This is a genomic window from Treponema peruense (assembly GCF_016117655.1).
Classification (GTDB): Bacteria; Spirochaetota; Spirochaetia; order Treponematales; family Treponemataceae; genus Treponema_D; species Treponema_D peruense.
Map to the genome: position 1 here is coordinate 701,002 of NZ_CP064936.1, position 14,350 is coordinate 715,351.

Here is a 14,350-nt window from a genome sequence, read left to right on the forward strand (position 1 = left end):
TACCTCTGCAATTTTATGATGCAAGACGCATTGACTCTTCCCTGCAGACACGTGCCGTAGTGGAGTCTCCGATTCTTTCGTATGCATCAGCCATTTTCTGCAGGAAATACGCATCGTCTGTTTTTCCGAAATTCAGTTCCAGTGCGCGTTCCCAGGCATCTATGGCAAGTTCATCGTTTACGGCGTTTTCTATATTGTTTTTGAGAATATGCCGCGCCAGACTTTTTACTTCAGGAAAAAAAACCTTAAAGTAATTGAACGAATATTCCATCCGTATAATCTGATCCAGAAGAATTACGGCATCGTAGTATTCCTGTCTGAGCACAAGTTCTTCTGCAAGAATAAAACCGTAGTCCATAAAATCTTCTCTTGTAAACCAGCGCGACAGTCTGAACGCGGGGCGTGTCATGTTCATGCGCTTGAATTCTTTTACGGCGGCATCTTCGTTCATGTGTGTAAGATCAAAGAAAATAAGTTTTGCGCGGCTTTCGTCGTCTGTGCGTTCCAGAAGCCATTTTCTGTAGTCAAAGGATTCAACTACTGTTCCCGTTCTGTGTCCTCCCTGCCTGAAGCTGAACGACTCGTCAAAGAGCTGTCTTGCTTTGAGATCGGACAGTGTTTTGTAAGCAGAAACAAGTTCCTTGAACGCGTCAGCATCACTGTGCGTTATGTCGGGGTGAAGAAGTTTTGCCTTTGTTCTGTACGCACGCTTTATTTCGGCGGCGGTGGCGTTGTGTGAAACGCCCAGTATTTTGTAACAGTCGCGCATTTTATAAAAAAGATGCTTCCTTACATTCTGTCCAGGAACGGAACAAGTACGAGCGACATGGCATCTTTGAGTACCAGAAGCGTACATCGGCAAAGTTCAAGTCTTGCACGGGCAAGTGTTTTGTTCTGTTCGTCAAGAGAAAGAATAGGGCAGTCCCTGTAGAAGGCGCTGAAACTTTTGCACACGTCGTAAAGGTAAAGTGCAACCTGGCTTGGGTCAAGGTCATCTGCGGCTTTTGCAACTACAGACGGGAATTTGCCGAGTTCTTTTATAAGAGCCCATTCGCTTTCGTGTGTAAGCAGCGCCAGATCATTTTCATCAGAAGAAGGTTCAAGCCCTTTTTCAGAAGCCTTCCTTAAAATGGAAGAAATGCGTGCTCCCATATACTGAAGGTAAGGGCCTGTGTTTCCGTTGAAAGAAAGACTTTCTTCGGGATTGTAGAGCATATCCTTTACCGGTGTAATCTGCAGCAGATAGTAGTGAAGGGCTGCAAGTGCAACTTTTTCTGCAACATCGTCGGGGTTTCCTACAGCTTCGTCCCTTCCGCGTTCGTTAATTGCCTTGAGTGCCTGTGCATGAAGTGAATCTATGAGGTCATCTGCATCAACTACGGTTCCTTCACGGCTCTTCATTCTTCCGCTTGGGAGATTTACAAGACCGTAGCTTAAGTGGTAAAGTTTGTCTGCCCAGTCATAACCGAGTTTTTTAAGTATGTGGAACAGAATCTTGAAGTGGTAGCTCTGTTCGCTTGCAACAACATATACCATCTGGTTGAATGCCCAGTCATTGTGCCTGAAAATTGCAGTTCCGATATCCTGCGTGATATAAACAGAAGTTCCGTCTTTGCGCAAGAGAACTTTTGTGTGGTCTTCGCCGTCTTTTCCCTTTCCTACGACATCTGTTACGTCAATTCTTACTGAACCGTCCGGTGCCTTGAAGAAGATTCCCTTTTCGAGTCCCTTGAGAATTTCTTCCCTTCCTTTAAGGTATGTGTCGCTTTCAAAGTAAAGTTTTTCAAAACCAACGCCTGTTCTGTCATAGGTCTGCTTTATTCCGTCTATGGTCCAGCCGTTCATCATTTTCCAGAGCTTGTGCAGGTCATCGCCGTCGTTTCCTTTTTCCCATTCAACGAGCATTTCTTCTGCCTGTGTTACGGCTTCGGGGTGTTCTTTTGCATATTTGTCAAATTCAACATAGCACTGGCCTACAAAATGGTCGCCCTTGATTCCCAGTGACTGCGGGGTGTCGCCCTTTGCTTCGTGGAACAGCTTGTATGCGAGCATTGACTTGCAGATATGAACGCCACGGTTGTTGATGATGTTTACGCGGAATACTTCGGCCCCGGCTTTTTTGAGTATGCGGCTTACACTTTCACCGAGGGCATCGTTTCTCATGTGGCCAAGATGCAAAGGTTTATTTGTGTTGGGACTGGAATATTCTACCATAACACGGCGGCCTTCGAGGTACTTTTTGCCGTCTGTTCCGAAAGATCCGTATCCTTCGCCCTGTGCAGAAATCTGTTTGAGAATGTCTGCCGCTGCATTTGCCTTATTGAGCTTTACGTTTACATAGGGACCAACCGCGGCGAATTCACCGAGTGCTGCCGGGTTCTGGCCGCCGAGTTCCCTGTTTTCGCGTGCTGCGTCAATGATTATCTGTGCAGTTCCCTGAGCAATTGCCGGAGGTGCCATTCTGAAAGACTTTGCAAACATAAACATAGGTGCGCCAATGTCACCCATTTCGGGCTTGGGCGGGTTTTCTATTCTAAGGTCTGTTTCCTGAACGTCGGGAGCGTCAATGTTTCTGTCTGTTTTGAAAATGTTAAGTGCGGCAGTTACGATTGCCCTGCAGATTTCTTTCTGGTCAGCCATATTATTTCCTGAAAAAATGAATTTGGCGCATTCACTGTATTATGAAAAAGCGCAATAAGATTATATCAGATTGTGTTTTTCTGTTCAATTAAAGCGAGGTTTTTATATTCTGTATTATAAAAGCGGGGGTGTTCAGGAAGGTATTCAGGTCTTTCTGCTGCCTTTACTTATTGTCCCTGCATGTACTGTCAATAGCTTTTTAATTTTTCGCAAATTTTTAGTTAAATTATTAGTTTTTTTTTATTTTTTGAAAAATATATTCAATTTTCATAATTTTTTCAATAGATCTGGTAAAACATGTTGAAGATTCTAAGAGTTTTATACATGAGACTGGCTTTTTTCTAGTTCTTTAAAAACGGCTTTATAAGGCTTGAGATTTTTTTTAAGCCACATTTTGAGAAGAGTTTTTATTTAACGATACACTTCTTTTTAGGCAGTCTTTTTTCTCTGTATCTGTGATAAGACTACATCATCAATATCAATATAGACTTCACGGAATCTAGGTTTTGCATTTTTCAAAAACACTCGTTCTATCAGCAGTTTTGTTACTTCCGGCATTGGACCTGTAGTATCTGTTTCTATAAGCTGAGGAATATACCTTCTGTCATTATTTATTGATGTTACCCATAAACCTTCTTTTTCGTTGAGGTTTATGAGTATTTTCTGATTGACCAGTTCCGGCAAAAAGAACCTGTAACCTTTAAATGCAAACACTCCGCCTTTATCAACTTTTCCAGGAAAAGTAGCCTTTAAGATGCTGTTTACCTCCTTCAGATCTGCCTTTACAAAGCAGGTTTCTTTTGATTTCGGCTCGACCGGAAACCACCTTTTATAAATCTTAGGAAATTCATCTCTTAAAAACTCATTTGCCTGTTCAATAGTATTTATTCCTTTAAGAACAAACAAATTTGGAAGACGGTGCTGTATTGTGTTCCAAAATCGTTCAACTCTTCCTTTTGCCTGCGGGCTGTGAGCCGGAAACATATCTACACCCATGTTCTCCATCATTATGCCGAACTGAGTTAAATGCTTTTCGCCATCGTCCTTTTTCTTATTATTGACAAAAAAAACTCCTGCCTTGTCTGGATATAATGCAAGCGGAATGCCGTGGTCAGTTGCCATGTTCCTGAATGCTTCCGTATATCCCAGTGTACATTCATTTTTCGTCATGTATAAACCAGTCGGATAGCCTGTTGCATCATCGACAAATCCCTGAATGCAATTGTTATGTCCGTCTTTGAACCAGTCATAAGGAGTGCCGTCTGCCTGAACAAGTTCTCCCTCATGCTCTTTTCTATCTCTCATAAGATGGATTTCTTTTTTGTTCTTACAGTTATGCTTAATTGGACTTTTATATCCGCTTTTCTTCATCTTGGATTTTACCCAGGAAACTGATTTTTTAATTCCATATTCTTCCAAAAGTATTTCAGTAAAATACTGATAAGAAATATCTTCATAGGGATTTTTTCCTTTAATGCGAGTGTTATAAAATATGTCTAATATTATCTGTTCTAAAAGCTCGTTCGCCTCAGAGGTATGCTTTTTACCTGTATTACCGTGTATTAAAGACTCATCTCCCCTCTCTTTATAGCGGGCAATCATCTTCTGTACACATCTTATAGTGCGACCAAACTGGATTGCAGCTTCCCTGGTCGTCATTTTTTTATTAATGCAATTTCTTAGAATTTTCCGTTTTTCTTTTTGAGCATCGTTTAATTTCATCATAGTTCAGTTCTCCTTTGATGAGTTTTTCTTTAAATATACATAAAAATTATGAAGATATAAAGTTATAATTATTTCACCTAGGAAAGATTACGTTTTTACTGTCAGCGGCAATAAGTTTATCAAATTGAATTTCTGTAAAACTGAGCTTATTGCGGTCGGTAATTATGCAGAGAAAATTGCCCTTAAAAAGTTATCTGTATTTTTTAGTCACACCTATTTTTCAGACTGCTGAAGAACATCGAATGGAAATACTCTGTCAAAAATTGGAACTCCTCCGTACCGTCCGTCGAGGTAACGGGCTTCAATTTTTGCGTCAAAGCGTTCTTTGAATCTGTCAAAAGGAGAAACTATGCTTGCTCCATTTGTTTTTTTGTCGAACATGAAAATTTCATCCTGTCGTAGAATATCAAGATTCAAAAGGTGACTTTCGTGAGTTGAAATAAGCAGCTGAATGTTCTTGTTTTTTGCAATATCAAGGAAAACCTGTACGAATTTTACAGTAAGCTGAGGATGAAGACTTCTGTCTATTTCGTCAATAATAAAAACTGAATTCTCTCTTTGTGTGAGTAAAACAGATAATAAATTTAACAACCTTTGCGTTCCTTCGGATTCTTCACTTAAAGAAAATTCAACATTTTCATAGTTATTATGAATAAATGTTACTTCGGTGAATTTAGGTTCACGATTTTCAAATGTAACAAAAATGAGCCTTCCATTAATATTCATTTTGAAACCACAATTCTTACAACTATCGGGAGATCCATTACAGTCTGATTTACATGCTGTTTGCAGACGATTTTCTATGTGCTTTTTAAAATCAGAAGAAGTTTTTTCAAGTGCGGCTTCTTTTGTAATTTCATTTTTTCTGATTCCTGTAATATCAGTATTAAAATACTTAATAACCGAAAGAAGAGTTTTTAAATTAGAAACTGAAAAACAGTCATATCCTGTAATTGTTGTATTAGGATATGAAATATTTAATTCGAGAATCCAGTTGAATATTTTTTTAAGAATTTCGAGTTGAGGATTTTGCTTAAAAAGTTCTTCTTTATTGCTGATGATATATTCCAAAAATGACTTATTCTGAACTCTTAAAAAATCATCAACATATACTTTCATCCGTTCTTCATATTTTTCAGTGAGCATTGATTTATTAAAAGAAAGAGTTCCGGTTACCGTATTACGTGAAAATATATCTGTGTCATGAGTTTTACCAAGTTCAACAAGCCATTCTTCTGTAATCTGCTTTTTTGAAATAATTACTTCAAAGCCATAAGCATAAATTTTTTCATCAATACAAAGTTCAAATTCAAAATATGACGGCTGCTCTTTATTAAGAGGATTTAGTTTAAAATAAAGTTCGTCCTTTATGAACTCCGTTCCAAAAATGGTAACTCTCTGTGCAAAACTTATTGCCTTAATAAAGTTGGATTTGCCGGCTGCATTTGCTCCGAATATTGCACCGAATTTTAAAAGATTCATATCTTTTGTTTTAAAAAGACGTTCATTGTGTCTTGTGCCTGTATTTGCAATAAGTGAAAGTGTCTGGTTTTTATCAAAAGAGCGAAAATTACCAACTGTAAATCGGGTCAACATGGTATTGGCCTCCTGTTTGTTATAAATCTTTCAAATGTACTTAATTAGCGCCGAATTGCGCTAATTAAGCTTTGACCGAGTAATGTTATTTTTCTTTTGTATTCTAAGATTTGCTTTGATTTATCTTGGTATTTTTTATATCGAGTAACATCTTCTTTTTTAATTGCATTTTCAATATGCTCAATCGTGTAATTTTTGTAATCAATTTTATTTACACTCAAGCCTACAATATGCAGGTCATATATTTTGTTGATAAAATTAATTTCTGAAGGTTCTGCCATTTTACTCTCCAAACACAGTATCGTTACTGAATTTCTTTGTTGATAAAGTTTCTAATTAGCGTCTTCGGGCGCTAATTAAGGCCTCTGGATTTTTTCTTTTTTCTGTATCTGATGTATTCTCTGTCTTGAAACTTTGTATTTATCTGAAAGTTTTGACAGGGATAGATTTGTGTTTCTTAAATCTATAAGAAGCTGTTTATACATTTCTTCCGTAAGTACAGACATTTTGTTTATATAATGAGGAACGATACATACAAACCTGTTTTCCTTATAGACCTTTCGGATAAAGTTCTCTGAAAGCTTTAATTTTTGTGACATTACTTTTATGCTGCACGGTTCTTTTTTATATTCATTAATTATTTTATTTTTTCTGTGCAAGAATAATTTTTCCCTGAAATGAGGTTCCAGTTTGTTTTTCTTAACGAGAGCGTAAACACGTTCTTCAGAAAGATTCATTTTTTCAGCAACTTCATCTTTTGTATAATTTTCAGAACAGAGTTTAATCAGCAATGACAGGTTTCTTAAATCCCTCCTCTGTCTGAGCTGATTTTCCTTGATGAAATTATTCACAAGATTTACAGGAAGTTCCAGAAATTTAGAAATGTATGATGCTGTATAATTTTCCATAAATAAATTTGTAATGTTTTCTATGTCAAAATCAGTAAGTTCTTTCATTACAGCTTGCCTTCAAAAAATAAATCTTTGCTTTTTGGATAATCTAAGATAAAAAACTCATAAAGCTTTTCTCCGCTTATAAGCTTTATCTGAGGATTCTTTTTTAACAGTTCCTTAGTCTCTTCTCCGGTTTTACCTGTATGCACGAAATAGCCTGAAACCTTATAATACCTGCAGGTCTTAATGAATTCTTTCACATGAGCAATGTTTATATAGTCAGAATATCTTTTTGTCTGAATCAAATATTTCTTTCCGTTTTTTCTTACACGACCGTCAATTCCGCCATCATGTGTGTATTGTCTATTTCGTTTTATTCTGAATCCTTGTTTCTTAAAAGAAATTAAAACAAGCTCTTCAAAAACAAACGGGTCTACTTTCCGCAGATAACTGAACAGCCATCCTTTATTGTCATTTTTTATATTGTTAATATTTTTATAAACAATTTTCGCTTCCCTTATTTTTTTTATATGCCGGATCTTTATAAAGGTTGCTGCAGCATTTATTAAAAAACAAAGGATAATAAAAATAATCCAGAAGACTTTTGTTCCTGTAGTCATAATACTCCTCCAATTAGCGCCTTCGGGCGCTAATTTACATTTATTCCAGAACGTATAATTTTTGTTATGTTTTCTTGAAATGAAATGAATTTATTTTCAGAACAGTTTTGCAGCTCTGGAAACTTTCTAATCATTTCAGAAATAATCAAAGCAGTAAGATTTCCAGCATTATCTTTTTTCTCTGTATGACAAATTGGTCTGGTCTTTTCCAGATTATAAGAAGTCCAGTATTTTCTGGGTAATACTGAAACGTTTATTTCTTCCGTCACGTTTCCTCCTAATTAGCGCCTTCGGACGCTAATTACCTTTTGAATTTATTTACGAACACCTGTTCTATTTTCATTGTTTCTATATTGTATTTAAGCTTTGCCTGGTAAGTTTTTCCGGTTTTGCTCGTAAGACTTTTTGCTCCTGTAACTTTTCCTTCACACATAAGCTGTACATCTTTCTTTGAAATTAAAGTGCTGAATGAGTTTTTATAAATTATGAAACTGCACTTTGGTTCTTTAGTAAGTTTTTCACAGAAATATGATTTTTTGCCTTCAATTACTTTTGAACCACATAAAGGGCATTTTCCAATCCCTTCTTTTTCATAATTTTCAACTTCAGGATGAGTTTTTACACAGTCACAGATAAACTTTTCAATATATTCCTCGAATTCTTCTGGAGATGATTCAAGCTGTTTTTCCCACTGTGTTGTCTGAGAAATGCTTGCAATTTTTGCAGTCAGCGGATTTTTAAAAAGAAGTTTCAGGAGAAAAAAAGCCTTTTCTGTTGCATAATACTTTTTCTGATTTTTAACTACATAAGAATATTCTTCCAATTTTGAAAGTATATTTCCTCGTGTAGCAGGTGTTCCAAGCCCTACAAGTTTTTCATCTGTGTTTTCCATCGTAGGATTTTCCATAAATGCAAGTAATGAAGTTTCTGTAAACTCTTTTTTAGGAGTTGTCATTTTTTTTACAATTTCTGTATTTTTAAGATAACAGTGATTTTCATCAAAAAACTGTATTTTATCATCATCATCTTTATTAGTGCCTTCGCTCTCTAATTTGCTTTCTGCATTCTTCCATCCAGGTTCAACGATTGATTTAACAGTAGTCTTATAAGTGTATTCCCCATTTTTAATTAGCATAGTCTTTTCGTCAAAAATACACTTATCCATGCAGGACATGAAAAACCGTTGTATGACAAGACTATAAATATTTTTTTCTGCCTGTGTTGCATCCTCTGGAATAAAATCAAGCGGAATTAAAGCGTGATGTGAATCAAGTTTTTTTGAATTGAAAATATGCTTATTATCAACACTTATGAGTTCTACATTACAGTATTTTGAAATTTCATATTTACCTTTCAGAAGTTCATACTTTTCCTTAAATAACTCAACGTCATCATCACCTAATACAGAAGATGGTGTTCTAGGATAAGAAAGGCATTTGTGCTTTTCATAAAGAGACTGAGCAAGTTCAAGAGTTTTACTTGATGAATAATCGTACTGTTTTGCGGCCAGCTTTTGTAATTCAGTTAAACTTAATAACGTTGGCGGATTCAAACTTTTTCTTTTTACTTCAGTTTGAAAAGTAATTGTTTTATCTGTCTCGCTGTATGTATGAGCAGAGTTGATGTAATAGTTTAACTGTGGAAAGAAAAGTTTTTTATTTTCAGGATTTATCAGTAGTGCTTCAATTTTATTTCCCTGGCTGTCAGAGAGTTTTGCAACACACTGATAATAAGGCTCAGGCACAAAGTTTTTTACTTCATTGTTTCTCTGAGCAATGGCAGCAAGAATTGCTGTCTGAACTCTTCCTACAGGAAGTGTGATTTTATGCCCTGCGAGTAAAGTTTCATAAGGAGTAAGATTCATACCAACAAGCCAGTCTGCGTGCTGTCGTGCAAATCCTTTTTTAGCAAGTTCATTGTAATTGCTCCAGGGAGTTACAGTTTTCAACCCTTTATTTATTACTTCTGGAGTCAAGGCTTCTGATACCCAGAATCTGTAGCAATTAGAAATGTCCTTTAATCCTGCCTGCTGAAAAACAATTCTTGCAATTACTTCACCTTCTCGATCTGCATCGGTTGCGATGATGATTTTATCATTCTTATGCTTCTGTAAAAGTTTTGTAACTTTACTGATTTGTTTGATTGTATCTTCATTTTTTTTATAAAGATATTCTTCGGGTATTATTGGAAGTAATTCAAAAGCCCATGATTTATACTGCTCATCATATTCTTCAGGCTTTGCCAATTCATATAAATGACCAATACAGTTAGTAATCTCAATGTCATCTCCAGCATAATATCCTAGTGACTTATTATAGGGAATAGAAAGAGCTGCACCAAATGACTGTGCAACTGATGGTTTTTCTGTAAGAATAAGCAAGTGCTATCCTTTGTGTGGTAAGTGTAAAATAATCTATAAAGAGAAATTTGTCAAGAGGTCTTTATTTTAAATTGTTTTTTTTAATTAGCGTCTTCGGGCGCTAATTATTTTGACTGGCATCACATGAAAGCTATAGCCAGAGAATTTTATGACATTGCCTTTTTAATTTCTTCTGGCTGGCAGTTTGAAGAACCTTGGGATGAATTAAAAGAATATTCCAGTATGTTTATGACAGTGAGTTGTCTGATAAAATATCCGTCAGAAAAATTTACTTATTCAGATAAAGAAAGATGGCAACTGGCAGGTTTATACAAAAAAGAAATCGCTGTGCTGTTCTATCATCTGGCTGACCAGTTTAAAAAATGTTAGGGCCACTCCCGATCGGACTTCAGTATGATATTCGTGGATAAAATCTTCTTCTGCTGTTTTAAATTTTGTTAGCTTCTCTTTTCTTAATTAGCGCCTTCGGGCGCTAATTAGTTTTTAAAAAGTTAGTGTATCTTAAATATTCTATGGTGACATATGCTAAGCTACAAACTTGATTTCACTGTTTAGCATTTATAATTTTTTCTAATTAGCGGCTTTAAGAGCTAATTAGGTTTAGGTTAGTTACTCGTTTTAATTATCGCTCGCGATAATTGTTGAACGAACTATCTAATTAGCGCCTTCGGGCGCTAATTAAGAGTTATAATCAAAAGTTGTGGATTGCCTGAGAAGGCATAGAAAAAGAGGTCTGTCTAAGGTATAGTTTTCTTTGGAAAAAAAAATAAACACCGAAGGAGACCTCTTATGAAAAGAATACTGGAAATTGAAGAAAATTCCAATAGTCCAACGATTGATTTGCTTGAAAAAGCAATCCGCGCAAGAGCACGTGAAGTAATTGAAAGTCTTTACGAGGATGAAGTTCAGCGTTTTCTTAATAAAACTTCTTCTATCGTAGACAAAACCGGAAACAAACTTGTAGTAAGAAACGGCTTTCACAAAGAACGGACAATTCTTACTACAAACGGTTACGTTACAGTCAGGCTTCCCAGAGTTGATGACCGTGCACTTGAAGAAAAGGATCGCTTTGTAAGCAAAGTCCTTCCTCCGTTTGCAAGAAAAACTCCGACAGTAGAAGCAATACTTTCCGCTGCCTACCTTGCAGGAATTTCTTCAAACAAGTTTTCAGCCATGCTCCATGATGTTCTTGGTAAAGAAGCAAAGGGCCTGAGTCCGTCAGTCATAACAAAGCTTACTGTAAAATGGCAGGCTGAATATGACGAATGGCGCAAACGAGATCTTTCCGGAAAGGAATACGTTTATGTTTGGGCAGACGGAATTTACGTAAAGTCCCGGCTTGACGGTGAAAAGACCTGCCTTCTGGTAATAATTGGCGTAACTGTTGAAGGCAAAAAAGAACTTGTGGCTGTACAGGCCGGAATTCGCGAGTCAACGGAAAGTTGGCGTGGAGTTTTGCTTGATTTGAAATTCCGCGGACTGACAAAAGCACCAAAATTGGCAGTCTGCGACGGAGCGCTTGGGTTTCAAAATGCAGTTGATGAAATCTGGGGCCAGCTAAAAATTCAGAGATGCTGGTTCCACAAGTCCATGAACATTCTGGACAAATTGCCTGACTGTGTGCAGACTCAGGCCACAAAAATGATTCGGGATATGTGGCAGGCAGACAAACGTGCAAACGCCTTGAAAGCCTACGACTTATTTATAGAAACTTTCGGAAAAAAATATCCGAAGGCAACGGAATGTCTTGAAAAAGACAAGGAGGATTTGTTCCGCTTTTATGATTATCCGGCGGAACATTGGGCTCACATTAGAACGTCGAATCCGATTGAATCGACATTTGCAACAGTCAGGTTGCGCCACAAGTCAACAAAAGGAAACGGCTCTTCCGCTGCTTCTGTTGCAATGGCTTTCAAGCTTTGTCTTCAGGCAGAGAAAAACTGGCGACGGCTCAGGGGATTTAAACAACTTGAACTTGTCGCCAAAAATATAATTTTTGTGGACGGTGAACAAATGAAGGCTGCCTGATGAAAAGACACTTTTTTTCAATCCACAACAATTGACAATAACTCGCTAATTAAAGCATTTATTTATAAAAAACAGTATAAGAGTAAAAGTTATACTGTTTAACCGATAGGCAAGATAAAGAAAGGTTGGTACTTTTTTTTGTAAGTTGTTATATTATAACAACTTACGGGTTGGTATTGCTATTTTTACGTACCCACCTTTTACCAACCTGAGTCCAACCAGGTTGGTATAGTCCAATTAGCGCCTTCGGGCGCTAATTGGACATGGTTTTATTGACTAAACCATCTTGATTTTATTGTTTATACAGTGTAATATAATCTAAGAGTAGAAATTTTAATTAGCGTCTTTGGGCGCTAATTAAAAGGAGGCTGTTTATGTATGTCATTAAAGGCAAGGAAGAATTTTTAATGAATTACGGAATGAAGTCTTTTACAGAAAAACATAAAATAGCCGGAAAAAATAAAACTGTATAAATTAGACAGTTATTCCTGTTGCAGCTGGTCTGATTCTTTATCTGATGCTCTGTGATTCAAAACAAAGGAAGATGTGAAATCAATGATCAGACATATTCTTGAAACTAATCCAGATTATATTCTGGATGTTTGCAAGGTATAAGATTCTAATTAGCGCCTTCGGGCGCTAATTAGGAATAAGAGGTTTGTATGGCTGAGGTTAAAGAATTAAGAGAATATCAAAAAAATACTGTAGAAAAAGTAATAAGCAGTGATAAAGATTTAATTATCTGTTTACCTACGGGAGCTGGAAAAACTGTAATAGCATCTTCATTAATTGCTGAACTTAACAAGCTCGATAAAACTGTGATTTTTATAGTTCCTCGTCTTGAGTTAATAAAACAGGCTTCTAAAGAATTTGGAGATGTGGATGTTATATGGGCTGATAAAACATCTCTTACAGGAAAGAAAACAATCATTGCTTCTAAAGACAGCTTACGAACTCAGTGTAAAAAAGTTCCTGAAAATCTTGTTCTTATTTTTGATGAAGTTCATATCGGTCTTGAACAGACTTATAATCTCATTCATTTAATCAAACCTCAAAGAGTATTGGGATTGACAGCAACGCCTGAAAGAATGGACGGAAAAGCATTATTAAAGGGAACAGATAGTGTTCATAAGTTTGGATGTTTTGATGAGCTTTTACAGGAAGAAACTGTAAGCGGTTTAATTGAAAAAGGGTATTTGACTCCGCTTAAATATTATACAAAACCTATTGAAGGCATTACTGAAATTAAACCTAATGAAGCAAACGGACAGGAATTATCTGATGAACAGATGATTGAGATTTTTGACAGTAATCAGGTCTGGGGAGACCTTGTAAAATCTTATGAACAATACGGCATTCAAAACGGTGTAAAACGTTCGGCACTGGGATTTACAAATACTATTGCAATGGCTGAGCGTGTTGCAAATATTTTTAATGAAGCTGGTTATAACTTTAAAGTCATAAGCGGTGATATGAAGATTGATAAAAGAGAAACGCTTATAAAAGAATTAAAGACGGGTAAAATAGACGGTCTTATAAACGCAGCTCTTTTAACCTACGGATTTGATTGTCCGCCTGTAAGTTATGCTTTTAGCTGCAGACACATAAAATCCCGTCCGTTCTGGTTTCAAATGGTAGGCCGTATTTTAAGAACTTGTGAAGGAAAAACAGACGCTATTTTTATGGATCACGGTGACTCTGTATCTGAATTTGAAGAACCGACTTGTTCATTACCGATTCTTGACCCATTCATAAAATGGAGGGTAGACGGTGAGTACAAGGAAGAAAAAGCTGAAAGAAAAAAACAACAGAAAAAAGAACGGGAGTCTTTGAAATTACTGCAGGAGCTAGACCCATTGCCTTGTGCAATGGTTGAAATAAAAGTTGAAAATACATGGGAACGAATGATTAAGGTTCTTCAGAAATTGAAGAAAGAAAATGACGGACTTTTTAATCTGACACAGAGATTACAAAAGCAGTCTGAAATCCTTACACATGAAAAAGAAATGCTGCAGAAAGAATTAAAAAATACCAACAAAAGATATGTTGATAATGATAAGACCTTTGAATTCTGCAAATTCAATTACTGTAAAGTCAGAAATGATTTGCATGAAAAGTTCTGGAATTCTCCGATGTATGCCAAAATGGATTATCAGCAGAAAATGAATGCAGAACATAATGATACAATAAAAAAACTAAAGGAAATGGAAAAGAAAATGCCGTTTCTTTTTGATGAAAATGTGTTTAACAGGTCAATGTCTTATTGGGAAAGTCACTACAGATATTTACCAAAATTGTATAGATAAAATATGAAAGTCTAATAAGCGCCCGAAGGCGCTAATTAAAGAGGTGAATTATATATGCAAAGTAAATGGAGAAAGCAAATGACAGATCACGAAACTGGTTTCAGATTGAAAATTTAAATGAAATATCTTTTTACAGCAAAACTTGATTTGTGGGGGAATTAA

General features: G+C 36.3%; 12 protein-coding genes. 3 read left to right on the top strand and 9 right to left on the bottom strand.

Annotated features, from left to right (window positions below; genetic code table 11):
* Positions 1 to 13: 13 nt before the first annotated feature.
* From IWA51_RS03365 to IWA51_RS03405, 9 genes are all read right to left on the bottom strand, one after another.
* Positions 14 to 769, bottom strand: a complete 756-nt coding sequence (locus IWA51_RS03365) for a J domain-containing protein (RefSeq protein WP_198443199.1) — start codon at positions 767 to 769, stop codon at positions 14 to 16.
* Between the two features lie 20 nt (positions 770 to 789).
* Positions 790 to 2,640 carry an arginine--tRNA ligase gene (gene argS, locus IWA51_RS03370; RefSeq protein WP_177528474.1) on the bottom strand — a complete coding sequence of 617 codons (1,851 nt, stop codon included), beginning with the start codon at positions 2,638 to 2,640 and terminating at the stop codon, positions 790 to 792.
* 429 nt (positions 2,641 to 3,069) lie between these two features.
* Positions 3,070 to 4,365, bottom strand: a complete 1,296-nt coding sequence (locus tag IWA51_RS03375; RefSeq protein WP_198443200.1) for an ISNCY family transposase — start codon at positions 4,363 to 4,365, stop codon at positions 3,070 to 3,072.
* A 213-nt stretch (positions 4,366 to 4,578) separates the two neighbouring features.
* Entirely contained in the window at positions 4,579 to 5,961 is a 1,383-nt protein-coding gene (locus IWA51_RS03380; protein WP_198443202.1) for an AAA family ATPase, read from the bottom strand.
* A gap of 44 nt (positions 5,962 to 6,005) precedes the next feature.
* Positions 6,006 to 6,242, bottom strand: a complete 237-nt coding sequence (locus IWA51_RS03385; RefSeq protein ID WP_198443204.1) for a hypothetical protein — start codon at positions 6,240 to 6,242, stop codon at positions 6,006 to 6,008.
* Between the two features lie 75 nt (positions 6,243 to 6,317).
* Positions 6,318 to 6,917 carry a hypothetical protein gene (locus IWA51_RS03390; protein ID WP_198443206.1) on the bottom strand — a complete coding sequence of 200 codons (600 nt, stop codon included), beginning with the start codon at positions 6,915 to 6,917 and terminating at the stop codon, positions 6,318 to 6,320.
* Positions 6,917 to 7,474 carry a restriction endonuclease gene (locus IWA51_RS03395; protein WP_198443207.1) on the bottom strand — a complete coding sequence of 186 codons (558 nt, stop codon included), beginning with the start codon at positions 7,472 to 7,474 and terminating at the stop codon, positions 6,917 to 6,919. The genes IWA51_RS03390 and IWA51_RS03395 overlap by 1 nt, the downstream gene beginning before the upstream one ends.
* 29 nt (positions 7,475 to 7,503) lie before the next feature.
* Entirely contained in the window at positions 7,504 to 7,743 is a 240-nt protein-coding gene (locus IWA51_RS03400; RefSeq protein WP_198443209.1) for a hypothetical protein, read from the bottom strand.
* Positions 7,744 to 7,775: 32 nt separating this feature from the next.
* On the bottom strand, positions 7,776 to 9,854 hold the full coding sequence (locus tag IWA51_RS03405; RefSeq protein WP_198443210.1) for a DNA topoisomerase: 2,079 nt from the start codon (positions 9,852 to 9,854) through the stop codon (positions 7,776 to 7,778).
* A 123-nt stretch (positions 9,855 to 9,977) separates the two neighbouring features.
* Here IWA51_RS03405 and IWA51_RS03410 point away from each other — a divergent pair, with 123 nt between their 5' ends.
* The 3 genes from IWA51_RS03410 (at position 9,978) to IWA51_RS03420 (ending at position 14,188) form a co-directional block, all read left to right on the top strand.
* The gene (locus IWA51_RS03410; RefSeq protein ID WP_198443212.1) at positions 9,978 to 10,223 is read left to right on the top strand and encodes a hypothetical protein; all 246 of its coding nucleotides are present in this window, start codon (positions 9,978 to 9,980) and stop codon (positions 10,221 to 10,223) included.
* A 420-nt stretch (positions 10,224 to 10,643) separates the two neighbouring features.
* Complete coding sequence (locus IWA51_RS03415; RefSeq protein ID WP_198441892.1) at positions 10,644 to 11,882, top strand: IS256 family transposase; 1,239 nt, start codon at positions 10,644 to 10,646, stop codon at positions 11,880 to 11,882.
* Positions 11,883 to 12,544: 662 nt separating this feature from the next.
* Positions 12,545 to 14,188, top strand: a complete 1,644-nt coding sequence (locus IWA51_RS03420; RefSeq protein ID WP_198443213.1) for a DEAD/DEAH box helicase — start codon at positions 12,545 to 12,547, stop codon at positions 14,186 to 14,188.
* The last annotated feature ends 162 nt before the right edge of the window (positions 14,189 to 14,350 follow it).